Source organism: Myxacorys sp., from assembly GCF_059501405.1.
In genome coordinates this window covers 1-14,007 of record NZ_JCACCM010000198.1, presented here as the reverse complement: position 1 = coordinate 14,007, position 14,007 = coordinate 1, and the positions used below count along the sequence as shown (strand labels likewise).

14 protein-coding genes and 1 pseudogene are annotated in these 14,007 nt (G+C 46.2%); 5 read left to right on the top strand and 10 right to left on the bottom strand.

Going from position 1 to position 14,007, the window contains the following annotated elements:
* Together AC5I6P_RS28790 and AC5I6P_RS28785 are read right to left on the bottom strand one after the other, a co-directional pair.
* The coding region (locus AC5I6P_RS28790; RefSeq protein ID WP_495697217.1) for a hypothetical protein at positions 1-397 on the bottom strand (397 nt) is incomplete at its 3' end.
* A 3-nt stretch (positions 398-400) separates the two neighbouring features.
* The gene (locus AC5I6P_RS28785; protein ID WP_495697216.1) at positions 401-1,702 is read right to left on the bottom strand and encodes a S8 family peptidase; all 1,302 of its coding nucleotides are present in this window, start codon (positions 1,700-1,702) and stop codon (positions 401-403) included.
* A 566-nt stretch (positions 1,703-2,268) separates the two neighbouring features.
* On the opposite strand from AC5I6P_RS28785, the gene AC5I6P_RS28780 reads away from it, so the two are divergent.
* Complete coding sequence (locus AC5I6P_RS28780; protein WP_495697215.1) at positions 2,269-2,625, top strand: hypothetical protein; 357 nt, start codon at positions 2,269-2,271, stop codon at positions 2,623-2,625.
* Here AC5I6P_RS28780 and AC5I6P_RS28775 read toward each other — a convergent pair.
* From AC5I6P_RS28775 to psaC, 5 genes and pseudogenes are all read right to left on the bottom strand, one after another.
* Positions 2,555-2,986 carry an integrase catalytic domain-containing protein gene (locus AC5I6P_RS28775; RefSeq protein WP_495697214.1) on the bottom strand — a complete coding sequence of 144 codons (432 nt, stop codon included), beginning with the start codon at positions 2,984-2,986 and terminating at the stop codon, positions 2,555-2,557. The two genes, AC5I6P_RS28780 and AC5I6P_RS28775, sit on opposite strands and share 71 nt — an antisense overlap.
* A 1,022-nt stretch (positions 2,987-4,008) precedes the next feature.
* Positions 4,009-5,337 (bottom strand): annotated as a pseudogene (locus tag AC5I6P_RS28770) (TnsB C-terminal domain-containing protein); the annotation flags it as partial.
* A 17-nt stretch (positions 5,338-5,354) separates the two neighbouring features.
* Positions 5,355-6,173 carry a TnsA endonuclease C-terminal domain-containing protein gene (locus AC5I6P_RS28765; RefSeq protein ID WP_495697213.1) on the bottom strand — a complete coding sequence of 273 codons (819 nt, stop codon included), beginning with the start codon at positions 6,171-6,173 and terminating at the stop codon, positions 5,355-5,357.
* 166 nt (positions 6,174-6,339) lie between these two features.
* Positions 6,340-8,229 carry a glutamine--fructose-6-phosphate transaminase (isomerizing) gene (glmS, locus tag AC5I6P_RS28760; RefSeq protein ID WP_495697212.1) on the bottom strand — a complete coding sequence of 630 codons (1,890 nt, stop codon included), beginning with the start codon at positions 8,227-8,229 and terminating at the stop codon, positions 6,340-6,342.
* A gap of 257 nt (positions 8,230-8,486) precedes the next feature.
* Complete coding sequence (gene psaC, locus AC5I6P_RS28755; protein ID WP_495697211.1) at positions 8,487-8,732, bottom strand: photosystem I iron-sulfur center protein PsaC; 246 nt, start codon at positions 8,730-8,732, stop codon at positions 8,487-8,489.
* A 291-nt stretch (positions 8,733-9,023) separates the two neighbouring features.
* Here psaC and AC5I6P_RS28750 point away from each other — a divergent pair, with 291 nt between their 5' ends.
* Both AC5I6P_RS28750 and AC5I6P_RS28745 read left to right on the top strand, forming a co-directional pair.
* Positions 9,024-9,248 carry a type II toxin-antitoxin system HicB family antitoxin gene (locus AC5I6P_RS28750; protein ID WP_495697210.1) on the top strand — a complete coding sequence of 75 codons (225 nt, stop codon included), beginning with the start codon at positions 9,024-9,026 and terminating at the stop codon, positions 9,246-9,248.
* Complete coding sequence (locus AC5I6P_RS28745; RefSeq protein ID WP_495697209.1) at positions 9,241-9,456, top strand: type II toxin-antitoxin system HicA family toxin; 216 nt, start codon at positions 9,241-9,243, stop codon at positions 9,454-9,456. The genes AC5I6P_RS28750 and AC5I6P_RS28745 overlap by 8 nt, the downstream gene beginning before the upstream one ends.
* Positions 9,457-9,473: 17 nt before the next feature.
* Here the strand turns inward: AC5I6P_RS28745 and AC5I6P_RS28740 are convergent, their stop codons facing one another.
* Entirely contained in the window at positions 9,474-10,376 is a 903-nt protein-coding gene (locus AC5I6P_RS28740; RefSeq protein ID WP_495697208.1) for a CoB--CoM heterodisulfide reductase iron-sulfur subunit B family protein, read from the bottom strand.
* 482 nt (positions 10,377-10,858) lie between these two features.
* On the opposite strand from AC5I6P_RS28740, the gene acpP reads away from it, so the two are divergent.
* Together acpP and fabF are read left to right on the top strand one after the other, a co-directional pair.
* On the top strand, positions 10,859-11,110 hold the full coding sequence (gene acpP / locus AC5I6P_RS28735) for an acyl carrier protein (RefSeq protein WP_495697207.1): 252 nt from the start codon (positions 10,859-10,861) through the stop codon (positions 11,108-11,110).
* A 120-nt stretch (positions 11,111-11,230) separates the two neighbouring features.
* Positions 11,231-12,484 carry a beta-ketoacyl-ACP synthase II gene (gene fabF, locus AC5I6P_RS28730; RefSeq protein WP_495697206.1) on the top strand — a complete coding sequence of 418 codons (1,254 nt, stop codon included), beginning with the start codon at positions 11,231-11,233 and terminating at the stop codon, positions 12,482-12,484.
* A 147-nt stretch (positions 12,485-12,631) separates the two neighbouring features.
* On the opposite strand, the gene AC5I6P_RS28725 is transcribed toward fabF, so the two are convergent.
* Both AC5I6P_RS28725 and AC5I6P_RS28720 read right to left on the bottom strand, forming a co-directional pair.
* A complete protein-coding gene (locus tag AC5I6P_RS28725) occupies positions 12,632-13,018 on the bottom strand; it encodes a hypothetical protein (RefSeq protein ID WP_495697205.1) in 387 nt (128 codons plus the stop codon).
* A gap of 247 nt (positions 13,019-13,265) precedes the next feature.
* The coding region (locus AC5I6P_RS28720) for a tetratricopeptide repeat protein (protein WP_495697204.1) at positions 13,266-14,007 on the bottom strand (742 nt) is incomplete at its 5' end.

Sequence of the window (14,007 nt, the reverse complement as noted above, 5' to 3'; positions counted from 1 at the left end):
CGGTAACAGCTACTTCCTGAGCGTTGGCAACTTCAGTCTGTGCGTCTCTAACTGCTCCAACTGCATTGTCTTTAGCCGTGGTAATGCCAGATTGAGCAGCAGCGAGCGCTTTATTCACAGCGGTAACAGCTACTTCCTGAGCGTTGGCAACTTCAGTCTGTGCGTCTCTAACTGCTCCAACTGCATTGTCTTTAGCCGTGGTAATGCCAGATTGAGCAGCGGCGATCACTACCGCGATGATCTCAGATGTTACAGCCGCGATCAGATCTGGCTTAACGGCTTCTATCAGGTTCTTTTTGGCATCTTCTGAGCTTAATAGGGCCTCTTTCTCTTTACTGCTGTCGTCACTGCTGTCGTTACTGCTGTCGTTACTGCTGTTGTCTTTCTGCAAGACCATGACTCATCTCCCTTCGCTTAATTTGTAATCCAGTAGTTTGAGGGCATCGATTAGGTTGAGTTTGCCAAAGCCAGCTTTTCGATGTTTGAACCGAGTATCTACCTTGTCGGCAGTATGTTTGAGGATATGCTTTACCTGTCCATCGGTAATTGGTTTGCCCTTCTTGATGGCATAGGACTTAAGCAATGCAACTGCTCCTGCTACAAACGGTGAGGCGTGGGACGTCCCGGTGGAAAACGAGTAATCATTGTTTAAGTAGGTGCTGTAAACATTGGTTCCGGGAGCTACTAGGCTGACCTGTTTGCCATAGGTTGAGAAATATGCTGTCTGCCCTTGTTGATCGAAAGCTCCAACGGCAATCACATGGGGCAGTGCACCAGGGTAATACAGTTCCTCCCTACCATCGTTACCCGACGCTGCCACGATCGTTACGCCTTTATGTTTGGCGTAATTCACTACCTCCTCGTGGGGCAGTCCGCCGCCTGTATGGGGAATCCCCAGGCTCATGTTAATCACCTGTGCTCCCTGATCAACCGCCCACTTAATTCCGGCATTAATGTTATCGACCAATCCGGCACCAACCCGCTTGCCATTCCTTTCCATCGCACCCAGCACTCTAACGGGCAAGATGCGGCATCGAGGTACCACCCCTTTGGGCATAGACAATCCCTGCGCCCCAATGATGCCAGTGACGTGAGTACCATGACCGACCTCATCATCAGGGATATCATCAGCACCCAGGAAATCTCCAACAAACTTACTGGCTCCATCAATAATGTCTACAAAGTCATATCCTTTGAGGAGATTGTCCTTGTACTCCGGATGGCTCAGGATAACGCCAGTGTCTAAAACGGCAACGATAACACTGGGCTCGCCTTGAGTGAATTGATGGGCTTCATTGAGATAGATTGCCTGCCGAGAGTACAAATCCGTCTCAGTACTCATAGCAACGGGAATGGGAGATGGCAGGGGAACTGTCGCAACTTCTCCAATCCGTACTTCTTCCACAATCGGCAACTGCGAGATTTCTCGAATTAACTCTGGGGGAATGTCTCGATCGTCTCGAACAATCAGCCGGTAGACTCGATGCAGTCCGTTCAGGAGTTCACTCTGATCCCAGGACTGGTGAGCAGGTCTATATTCTCTGGCGACCCAAATAGGCAGTTTGTATTTGGCAAACAAAGCATCAATATCGGGATGGATGCTTGTGACAGCTCCGTTCTTGGTTTTCAATAGTTCTTGCCAGTGGGGTGCCTCCGCTAACCAGGAATCCTTTTTAATCTTCAACCTGAGGTGAGGTTTCATTTATAACAACCCTATTAGCTCCTAAAGCAATACAACCTAATTTACGAAGCAATACCAACCCAATTCACTATGAGTAATGACCTCACAGCAAGCAGACAAAGTAGGGAAAAGCTACTTTTTACACAGGTTTACACTAGAAAGAGTGAGGATTGTACTTTTAATGAGATTCAATCCTTTGAAAGGGAATTTCGTTTTATCGAGTGTAACCTCGTAAAAGGGATTAATTATTAGTAGTTGTCTAGAAATAAGAAAAAAAGTCCTTGAAAGCTTTATCCACAAGCATTTCAGCCGATTTTGATGAAAATCGCTGTAACCTTTGCTAGGACTTTCAGCCACTTCTCTCGTTATTACCCGACAAGTCCATTAATGAGCATCAAGTATCTATTGATACGAGTAGTGAGTATCATACTTTAACCAACCAACATTTTAACTTTAACGGCTATGCGGAGATTAAACTTTACAAACGTCACCCACTGCTAGAGGAATTTACGCCTGAGGAAAGTGAAGATCGTCTCTACAATCTGGTTTCGGAATATCTATGCCGCGAGAACCTGCAAGCACTCCCTGTGAGTCAACGCTCTTTGATGACGCTAGTATTACGCAAGTTGTTAGCGTCTTCAACCTTTGCGATCGCTGGTGCACTTACTTCGATCTCAAATCGGCTGAAGACTAAGCTCCGCAAACAAGAGCCAACGCAGTCGCTTGTGGACGAACTAGATGAGGATTATGAAGCGCTAGAGGAAACCGCTGAGGAGTGGGCAGAAGATGAGCAATCAATACTCTCAAGATCTGATCGCACTATTTTAGAGCGCGAGATCAGGGAGCTTGATGAATTTACTCAACTCGCTACTTCTATTGAACATTTAGTCGGAAGTTGCGCTCAACAATCGCCTTCCAATCGGCTCGATAAGGTGGTGTATTAGAGACGCGAATATTTAAGGCATTAACAAGGTTGTCAGCCATATAACCCTCAAACTCACCTCGATCTGCCAGAATCATCTCTGGCAAATGGTAGCTAGCCCAATCCTCTTCAGCAATCTCAATTCCGTATTCCTGACAGAACGTGACCTTATCGCTAGCTGCATTTTCCATTGCCTGCATCGCGCCGACCCAACTTGGTCCCTCCAGTGTGACGCTCATACCAACAATCATGCGGCTGAATACATCAATCACAACATAGATCACAGGTCGCCCAATGATTCGAGTGCGATCGAGAGAACTGACCAAGTAGATGTCACCGATCGTGGCATCAATCTGATAAATAGACCCAGGACCAAATGCCATCTGGGTAGAATCTCCTAAAACCTCACGATGACGTAGGTTATAGCGACGTTTGCCTTCACGAGTAGACAAAGCTTGGGGGACATTCCGCTCCTTCTCATACCAGTAACGAAATTGTCCAAAACTTGGTAATTCCCCAGCAGTTTCTGCTTAAGAAGATCGAGATGATCCGGCTGTAATGATTTTGGCTGTTCCAAAGCTTCCGATTTACTATCTACTGATAGTTCACGACCCTGGTTATTTTCTGTCTTAGCTAATTCAAATCCCTCGACTGCCCACCGTTCAGTCTTCTCACTTGACCTATTGTCTCTAATACCTGAGATTCTTTGTCTATCGGTTAAATTGTTATCTAAAACATTTCCAGTCATCGTTTCTGCTCTCGTCACTACATCCTCAATATGAGCAACCAAATCAACCTTTTCCTGTAGCTCTTTACCTTGATTTTTTTGATTTTGCAGTTTTTCATAGGCAATCATGTACTCGATGTCATAAAAATTCTTGTTTGCATAGCGTTCTGAAGAACCAGTGAGAAAACATTTTTCAAAACTTCTACCATCGGAAGAAGGAAGATAAATGAAGTTTGGGTTTCTAACATCATAAGTGACAGTTAGAGACTTTTCCGATGCTGATAAGAATCCACTTCTAGCTCTTTCAAACCATTGCTCCTTAATCGCCCTATCACAGATGTAATACATCTCCTTACCTTTAAGCTTGATACCTTTAGCAGTAATGGCTGCTTTTTCAGTTGGCATTAAGTTCAGCTTGACGATGTCTTCGCTAAAAGTTTTAAGTCTACCGGAGCGATTAGCAATCCCCCACTTCCAAAGCTCTACAGGAGTGCACAGTACATCATCTGCAATCATTGCCTCATCTCTTTCATATGTATTTAGATGATGGTGATTATTATAAAAAAGAATAATACGAATAATAATTTCAGTGAACTGCTCTATATCAAGCCTACTATCAAGGCGATAGTCATGTGCTCCTCTCTGCCTAAAATCTACATCTACATAACCGGGCAGAAATGGCTTGACATGACCGTGAATTATAGAAAAGTACCTTTCTACTAAACCCTTCCAGTCAGCTCGGTATGCAGCAGCATTTTCAATACGAACATGAAGGTTAGGAATGAAGTTTTTCTCAATAGGCATTCCTAGTAGTTCGCCCCTATCTCCTAGGATTGCATCGGGCAAGTGATGGCATAGCCAGTCTTCTTCAGTAATCTCAATACCGTATTCTTTACAAAACCGCACTTTGTCTGTCGCGGCATTGACTAGCGCCATCATTGCGCCTACCCATGAAGGACCCTCCAAGCCAACATAAGCACCTACAACCATTCGACTAAAAACATCAATAACTACATATATTACTGGTCTGCCAATGATCCAAGTTCGGTTGTACTTAGAAACCAGATATACATCAGCAATAGTTGCATCAATTTGATAGCGAGAGCCAGGTCCAATAGTTTCCATTCTGGATGTTCCTGTAATTGCTCTATGCTCTAAAGCGAATTTTTTTGCTCCCTTACGTGATGTAATTGTCTTCGCCACATCAACTTGATGCTCAAGTTGATACCAATACCTGAATTGGCTTAAAGTAGGCCTTTCATATATTGGCTTCAATATAGATTTCATTACGCCGTTTTGGTCATATCTAATCTCCTCTCTGTAGTATTCCTTAATCATCTGTTCATAGGCGCTTATTAGCGAATTTCTTTTAGGAGTGTTGTAGTATTTTGCTACTGCTATTCTGAAGATTTTTCTATCTTTCTCAGTAACGTTAACTCCCTCTCTAATGTCTGGATCCTGATTGTGCTTTTTGGGTCTACCTCTCTTCTTTTCTCCGCAGCCTTTGTTCTTCCCTTTTCCTGAGGAGTTAACATAATCAGGAATAAGAGCATTCTCAGTTTTTCCTCTCTGCCAAAATCTTCTTAGGTACTTATAGACGGTTTTTTCTATCAACTTGTCTTCATGTCTTCCAATGTTGTAATTTTCAACAACTTGTTTAACCGAAGAGCCACGAAAATCTCTGTAATAAATTTCTGGTTCTTGAGCAACAAGAGATGAAATTATCTCCCAAGCTTTGGCTCTGTGTTCTTTTTCCCTGTCTGTTAAATCAGCTTCACGAACTATTCTTACCCAAGGATCATTCGGCAGCTTAATGGCAGAGCCCTCGGATAAAGCTTCTAATATTTCAGAAACTCTCCTTGTTTGAGGAAATCCTAGTCTTGCATTGATGTCAAATACAAATGCAATGACATAACCTTCATCAATCCACAAGACCCTCTCAATCAGTGAATTGTCTGAACTATTTTTCCACTCTATTAAATCATTCGTAAATAAATAATTGTGCATGGTTTACTTGTGCAAAGCTAATGAATAATTCTTTGGATCGCTTTAGCAGAAGGGCAACTCGATATTTTTGTATTTAGAATGTCCATGACAATCTCCTTTCTAGCTACTAAGTGCTTGAAGAGATAAAGTGATGTCCCCATCTCTAGATTCTGCTCGTTATCTAAAGCTTTTGTAATTTGATTAATAGTGAGATCGCTTTCCTGAAGCCTAACCTTTAAAGTCTTTGCTAGAGACTTAAGTTCTTCAATGTTCATCTCTGGAGTTACTTCCAACCAATAAGCAGAATGGATCCACTCGATATTCTCTGCTAAAAGCTTAGGAATTCCCTTCTCGGTAATAACGTCCCAATCAATACCTTCCGCTAAGTAGTAACGCCTTTCCACCTCCAATCTCTCAGCAACTGATTTCTTCTCTAATTCCTGTGTCATCTTGACTGTTCGGGCCATCGGCACTGACTTGCCATTTTGCTTTACAGTCAGCATAAAATCAGTAGTTAGAACGTAGGGAACCCCGCTTTCAGAATCTTTAGGATATTTCCATTCAATCTCGTCAGCGACTTCCATCGCCAAATTAAGCTTAGACAAAGGAAACTGTTCTCTGATATCTATAATATTCTCTGACCACTCAAATATATAGAAGAGGCGTCTCTCATGGTCTGAGAGTAGGTGATGATCTCGGTTAGTCTTCCAGCCAACTTCTCTCGAAGATCTGCCTCGTGAGGAAACATCTCGCACCGTGAGCCAGGGTTTGTAATTCTCTCCTTCACCTTGTCCCCGGCCTTCCTTGATATAACGATCAAACGTAGCTTGCGTCCATTTACGCGTTCCTATGCTCATGAAAAAATCCTTGAAATTCGTGTGCGGCCATAACTGCTCTACCCACTTTTCAAGGATTATAGTTCAATTGAACTAAATTGTTCAACCGTTTTATGAATTGTTCAACCGTTTTATGAATTGTTCAACCGTTTTATCACTTCACAACAAATACGACATACAACCCCAATTATTCGACCGTCACTGATTTCGCTAGATTACGAGGCTGATCTACATCTAGACCGCGCCGTGCGGCAATATGATATGCCAACAACTGTAGCGGAATCACCGTCAGAATCGGCGACAGAATTTCATCAATGTGTGGAACCGGAATTAGGGTATCAAACGTATCGGCAGCGTCTTGTTCATCCATAGGCGTTACTCCAATTAGACGAGCATCGCGCGCTCTAGCTTCTTGAGCATTGGAGAGAACCTTCTCAAAGACAGGCCCTGGCATAGCAATCGCAACCACCGGAACCTTAGCATCTAACAGCGCGATCGGGCCATGTTTCATCTCTCCAGCAGGATAGCCTTCCGCGTGAATATAGCTGATTTCTTTCAGCTTTAATGCTCCTTCCAGGGCAATCGGAAAGTTAATACCCCGTCCTAGAAAGATAAAGTCTTGAGTTTCCGCAAAGTCGTGAGCAAGTTCTTCGATGTAGCGCTCCTGACTTTCCAAAATCAGTTCAATCTGAGCCGGAAGCTGACTTAAGCCTGTCAGTAATGCTTCAATTTGTTGAGCCGCGATCGTTTGACGGTGGAACGCAATGTCGATCGCAAGCGCATAAAATGCCATCAGTTGCGCAACAAAGGTTTTTGTCGCGGCCACTCCAATTTCAATGCCCGCATGAGTATCGATGATATTAGAAACCAACTGACCGAGGGAACTTTCAGGACGGTTGGTAATTCCGAGGAGACGCGCTTCAAACTCTTCCGATTTATTGTCTCGTCGAGCTTTTTCCATTTCAAGCGCGGCTAAGGTGTCGGCCGTCTCACCCGATTGAGTCACGCCAATCGTCAGCGTATGAGGAACGAGTGGAGCAGGCGCGTATCGAAATTCCGACGCATAATGAATCGTGGTCGGAACATCTGCTAACTGCTCCAACAAATATTTACCTACGAGTCCAGCGTGCCAACTTGTTCCACAGGCCACAATTTGGACGTGTTGCAAATTTCTGTACCACGACTGAGGCAGATCAAATCGGATAGGAGAATTTTTGTGATCTGCTGACGTCCAAGCGCTGTTGACATATGCTTCTAGACACGATCGCACCACTCCCGGCTGCTCATAAATTTCTTTGAGCATGTAGTGTTTGAACCCTTGTTTCTCGACCATCACGGGGTTCACGTCCAGAGTCCGCGGAGCCTTTTTGAGGCGCTGTCCTCCAAAGCTGTAAATTTCGACGCCGAGCGGAGTCATACGAGCCAGTTCGCCATTTTCAAGGTTAAGAATGGCGCGAGTGTAAGGAATGAGTGCAGGAGTATCAGAGGCGCAGTAGAACTCTCCTTCCCCGAAGCCGAGAACGACGGGTGCTTGCTGGCGAGCGACAATTAGCTCATCCGGATAGTCAGCGCAAATGACGGCGATCGCAAACGCGCCTCGTAGCTTCCGCACCACTTGCCGCACTGCTTCTATCAACGGCTCTTCTGCAACTTGTTCTGCCTTGCTCAGTTCTTCGGCAATCAAGTGAGGAATCACTTCGGTATCGGTGTCTGAACGAAATTCACAGCCACGACTTTTCAACTCTTCGCGCAGCTCTCGGTAGTTTTCAATAATTCCGTTTTGAATCACGGCAATCCGCTTTGCCATGTCCATATGGGGATGGGCATTATATTCCTCAGGCTTGCCGTGGGTAGCCCATCGAGTATGAGCAATGCCAAGCCGAGCCGGATTCGTTTCACCAACCAATTTTTCTTCAAGATTGTGCAGTTTGCCTTTCGCCCGCACGCAGTGGATTTCACCTTCAAGAACCGTGGCAATTCCCGCAGAATCGTAGCCCCGATATTCTAGTTTCCGTAACCCTTCCAGCAAAATGCCGCTTGCTTCTTTTGTTCCGATATAGCCGACAATTCCGCACATTTAACGTTCACTCCTTGCTCGATGGTGATCGTAACCGCTACTGTAGCCTGACTCATATAATGGCCGCCAGCTTCCAATTAGACAGAAGCATCACAAAAACTTGATTATCTCTTCAATTGCAAGGTTTAAATAAGGTTTAAATTCTGTCCTGCTGCCAAGCCCACAAAAAACCTAAACCACAAAAAAAGGAGGCTATTGCTGCCTCCAATAAACTTTGAACCCACATGAATGAAAATGATTGCTGTATGAAGCTTGCCTTAGTAAGCCAGACCCATACTGCGAGTGGTTTCAGAACCCAGGTAAACCCGGATGCTGAGGAAGTCGGTTGGGCAAGCCGTCTCGCAACGTTTGCAACCAACACAATCTTCGGTTCTAGGCGAGGATGCAATTTGACCCGCCCGACAGCCATCCCAAGGAACCATCTCTAGAACGTCTGTAGGACAAGCCCGGACGCACTGAGTGCATCCGATGCAAGTGTCATAGATTTTGACTGTATGCGACATGTTATGAAAGGCTCCAGATTAGTGCGCTTTATGTTTTGCAATATCTGTAGTCCCTCGATCTAAAGGTTAAAAACCGCTAAATCTCAGAATCAATGCTCAGTTTACTCTAGAGGGTGATCGCACGCTGTGAGACAGTTGCAAAAGTTTAAATTGCGTTACGTCGGACGGGAGAAAGGATGATTTGAACAGTGCGATCCTTCCGAGCTTGGCAAGGCCAATCGCGTCGTTCAGAGTCTTTAGCATTACGATCAAAGCAGTACGAAAAACACTTACACCTATGTCCTACAAATTATGTCCTACAAAGTCAGTGCTGTAATTGAGAAAGATGAATACGGCTATTACGCATATTGCCCAGAACTAAAAGGCTGCCAGACGCAGGGTGAATCGTTAGAAGAAGTTAAAGCCAATATTCATGAAGCAATCGAGTTGTATATCGAGACGCTTTCAGATGAAGAAAAACAGACCCTCCTAAGCCAAGAAATTTTAACCATGACCGTCGAGGTACAGGTTGCCTAAACTTCCTCGCTTGACGGCTCAAGAAGCCGAAGAATTAGTGTTCGCTGCTGGTTTTGTTCTCGTTAGAAGTAAAGGGAGTCATCGTATCTACATAAGGAATACAGAGCGAGTTGTCATTCCCTTTCATTCTGGCAAAATTCTCCATCCCAAGATTGTGAAGCAAGTGATGGACGCGCTCTCACCCCATGACGACGCTCAAGACATCTAATCTCGATCGCTCCAGCTTTACAATCCCAATTTCTCTAAAACGGGACGAGTGGAAACAATATGTCGATCGAGTCCCAAGTCTTTTGGGCTGACCCCTAACGCTAGCGCCACCAATTGCGGCAGATGCAGCACAGGTAAGCCGAGTTTTTCGTCGATCACTTTTTCGACTTCAGGTTGGCGAGAGTCCAAATTCAAGTGGCACAAGGGACAGGGCGTCACCATACAATCTGCACCCGATGCGATCGCATCTCTAATATGCATTCCCGCCATTTTAAACGACTGATCTGTGGCATAGCTCGAAAGCGGCCATCCGCAGCATTGCGTTCGTCCACGGTAGAGGACTGGAGTTGCACCCACCGCCTCAAACAAGTTCTCCATTGACTTTGGATTGAACGGATCATCGTAAGGATGAGCTTGTCCGCGCAACAAGTAGCAGCCGTAGAACGCCGCACAGTTCAAGCCAGAAAGTTTGCGACTGACTTTTTGAGAGATTTCCTCTAGTCCATAGTCTGCCACTAAAGCCCAAAGCAAATGTTTCACGTCGCTGCTGCCCTTATAGGGAGAACAGCCTTCTTTCTTGAGGAAGCCATTGATCTGCTCAATATAGGCAGGATCGCTCGTTTGCGATTCTTTCAGCCGTTCATGAACACTACCAATCACGCCTTGGCAAGTGCTGCAATGCGTCAGCAACGGCAAATTTAATTCTTCTGCTAAAGCAATATTGCGAGCGTTTACGGTGTCTTCGAGAAGCTGAGAATCTTCCTTGAACGTGCCGGAACCGCAGCATGACGCTTTCTTGAGTTCAAGCAGGTCAATGCCGAGCGATCGCGTTAGCGCTTTGGTCGATTGGTCTAGTTCCCGGCAAGCTCCTTGGGCGACACAACCGGGAAAGTAAGCGTATTTTAGTGTTCTGGAGGACATGGTAGAAGGGATGAGGGATGAGGGAGGGCAATGCCCCGCGCCTAGCGCCAAAGGCGCAAGCTGCGAAGGACATAGCGCAGAGCGCAACTTCGCAGGAACCGCGAGGAGAGATGAAAGCAACCTAGAATGTAGCTCCTCAAAATAACCCTAGAGACTGATCCTAATTTAAATTTGCTTGGTGATTACGATCGACAATAGGTGTAAGCATTATTTCTTAGACTTACTTATAGTTTATTTATTTCTCTTCTCGAACCAAGTAGAAACGCTTATTTGGAGAGGCTCAATCTTCCCTTTCATTCCTCCTCCCTTATCCTTCCATTCCTGTCTTAATCTGCCGACGACGCTTTCCGATAAGATGAAGAGATGCTTAAAATCGTATTGTTGGCAGCAATGCTTATCGAAACGTTGTAAACAATGCGATCGCAAGCATGAGACCTTAGATATAGCGAGATTTATCGCTGCTGCAACCAGTTGAGGAACCTATGAGCGAGACTGAAATTTTTGAGAAAGTAAAAAAGATCGTGACCGATCAACTCGGCGTCGAGTCTGGAAAAGTCGTTCCTGAAGCAAACTTTGCGAATGATTTGGGCGCAGACTCACTCGATACCGTTGAACTCGTCATGGCTCTAGAAGAAGAGTTTGATATTGAAATTCCAGACGAAGCGGCTGAAGAAATTGCCACCGTTCAAGCGGCGGTTGACTACATTAGCAACAAGGTTACTGCTTCTGCTTAATTTGTGGGCGGTAGGCAATTCGGTTCGCAAAGCATCGAAAGAGCGAGTCAGCGCCTATCGCCTTTAGCCCCCCGTCTAACCTCATTGTTTTTGGGTGTAAAACCCCTCCGAGTGGAAATCATGACAAATTCTGTGAATAAGCGCGTTGTTGTCACGGGGCTTGGTGCAATCACACCGATTGGCAATACGCTGGCTGATTATTGGGACGGGTTGATGAGCGGACGGAACGGCGTTGCGCCGATTACACTGTTCGATGCGTCGCGCCACGATTGTCGCTTTGCGGCGGAAGTGAAGGGGTTTGACCCTCACGTTTACCTCGATCGCAAAGATGCGAAGCGGATGGATCGCTTCGCTCAGCTTGCAGTAGCAGCAAGTAAGCAAGCTTTAGAAGATGCTCAGTTCACCATTAATGATTTGAACGCTGAACAGGTTGGCGTTCTGATTGGAACCGGAATTGGCGGCTTGAAGGTGTTGGAAGATCAGCAGGAAGTCAACCTCACCAAAGGTCCCGATCGCTGTAGTCCGTTTATGATTCCGATGATGATCGCGAACATGGCGGCTGGTTTGACCGCAATTCACACCGGGGCAAAAGGTCCGAATTCCTGTTCAGTGACGGCGTGTGCAGCAGGGTCAAATGCGATCGGGGATGCGTTCCGATGGGTTCAGCATGGCTATGCTCAAGCGATGATTTGCGGTGGCACGGAAGCAGCAGTTACTCCACTTTCGGTGGCAGGCTTTGCCGCCTGTCGTGCGCTCTCGTTTCGCAATGACGATCCGACTCATGCCAGTCGCCCGTTTGATAAGGATCGTGATGGCTTTGTGCTGGGTGAAGGTGCTGGAATCCTTCTACTAGAGGAAATGGAACATGCCTTGGCTCGTGGGGCGAAAATTTATGCCGAAATCGTGGGTTACGGCGTGACGTGCGATGCGTTTCACATGACGGGTCAGCTTCCGGGCGGGGTGCAGGCAGCGAGAGCGATGCAGTTAGCGATGAAAGATGGGGGACTGTCGCCTGAGCAAGTTAGCTATGTTAATGCTCACGGGACGAGTACGCCCGTTAACGATCCAAACGAGACCGCCGCGATTAAAACGGCATTGGGCGACCATGCGTATAAGATTGCTGTTAGCTCGACCAAATCGATGACAGGGCATCTACTAGGCGGTTCGGGTGGCATTGAAGGGGTCGCAACGGCACTGGCGATCGCGAACGATCGGGTTCCTCCGACGATAAATTTTGTCGAAGCCGATCCTGAATGCGATTTGGATTATGTACCAAATCAAAGCCGCGCCTTGAAAGTTGATGTGGCGCTGTCTAACTCCTTTGGCTTTGGTGGGCATAATGTGACATTAGCGTTCAAAAAGTTTGTGCGTTAACGGGTTAAGTGATGTTTTAATCTAGCGATCGCAGGAGATGGGTCTAACTCGCATCCTGCGATCGCTTCTTTTTGAGCATAAAAAAACCCCGGCTTTTGCACAAAGCCAGGGTAATCAAGGAATCTACCAATGCCAAGAATTTATCGATTAGTTCTGCTCGTTCGCTTCCGCTTGTGGCTTCGACTTTAAACGGGTGGCGATTCCCTTGCGGACGACTTCACTCGTTGGGGTTCCACCGGCTAAGCGATACTGATCGCTATCCTTGCCATACTTGAAGGCAATGCCTAACATCGCTTTTTGGCTCAACTGATTGAGTTGTTTTTCTAGATTTTGAATGTTGATTTGGGTTGAATCGATCATGGCTAAGGCATCGTTATAGGCGTTGACCTGATTCCGCAGTTGTTCAACGGTGCTTTGGATGGTGATGACGCTACAGCCTTCTCCGAGATCTAAGTTTGGGTCGATCGCTTTTAATCCGGCTAACCGATGTTCTATTTTTTCGGCAACGTGAGCCGTTTTCTTTTGACGAGACATGAGAGATACGCTCCTGGATGACAGTACTATCGACCGAGGTTGAGGCTGAACACCGCAAGCGGGTTGGGGCGAGTCGTGCGGGTTGTACTTTTCGTCGGTCTTTGGGTTGGATATGCCCAGTTTGGCTCATATAGGGACGGATCTCAGTCAGCAAAGTCCGCAGAGAATCATGATGTTTTGGTGAAGGGAATTGGCGGATATTCGTAGTTTCTTGCAGAGAGCAGAGTGACTGGAGGGTGACGTGATGCTATTCATCCTCTTCCTTCTTGTCGCGCAAAGCTTTGAACTCAGGGTGCTTTTGCTCTGCATGAACCTGAAGAATGCGGGCGAGAACAGCGACTTTATCTTCTCCGTTGCAACGTTGGGCTAGGCGGAGTGCTTCACCCCAGTTGCCAAGTTCTGCGTGGAGTTGGGCAACCTGTTTGCTTACGCGACTGCCTTGAGAAATGTCTACATTCTTAGTTGCATCGACTAGGATATTTTTTGCTTGGGTGAGATCGCCCAATTCAAAGTAGGCCTGGGCAATCGACTGGAGAGACTCCGCTTTACTAGATTCAGATTCAATCGATTTAGCACTGTTGAGCGCTTGGGCGAGGAGTTGTTTCCCTTGCTCAGCATCTCCTAGCTTGCCGTATGCTTCAGCAATCGACTGGAGAGACTTCGCTCTCCTAGATTCAGATTCAATCGATTTAGCACTGTTGAGCACTTGGACGAGGAGTTGTTTCCCTTGCTCAGCATCTCCTAGCTTGCCGTATGCTTCAGCAATCGACTGGAGAGACTCCGCTTTACTAGATTCATCTTTAATCGATTTAGCACTGTTGAGCGCTTGGGCGAGGAGTTGTTTCCCTTGCTCAGCATCTCCTAGCTTGCCAGATGCTTCAGCAATCGACTGGAGAGACTTCGCTCTCCTAGATTCAGATTCAATCGATTTAGTACTGTTGAGCGCTTGGGCGAGGAGTTGTTTCCCTTGCTCAGCATCTCCTAGCTTG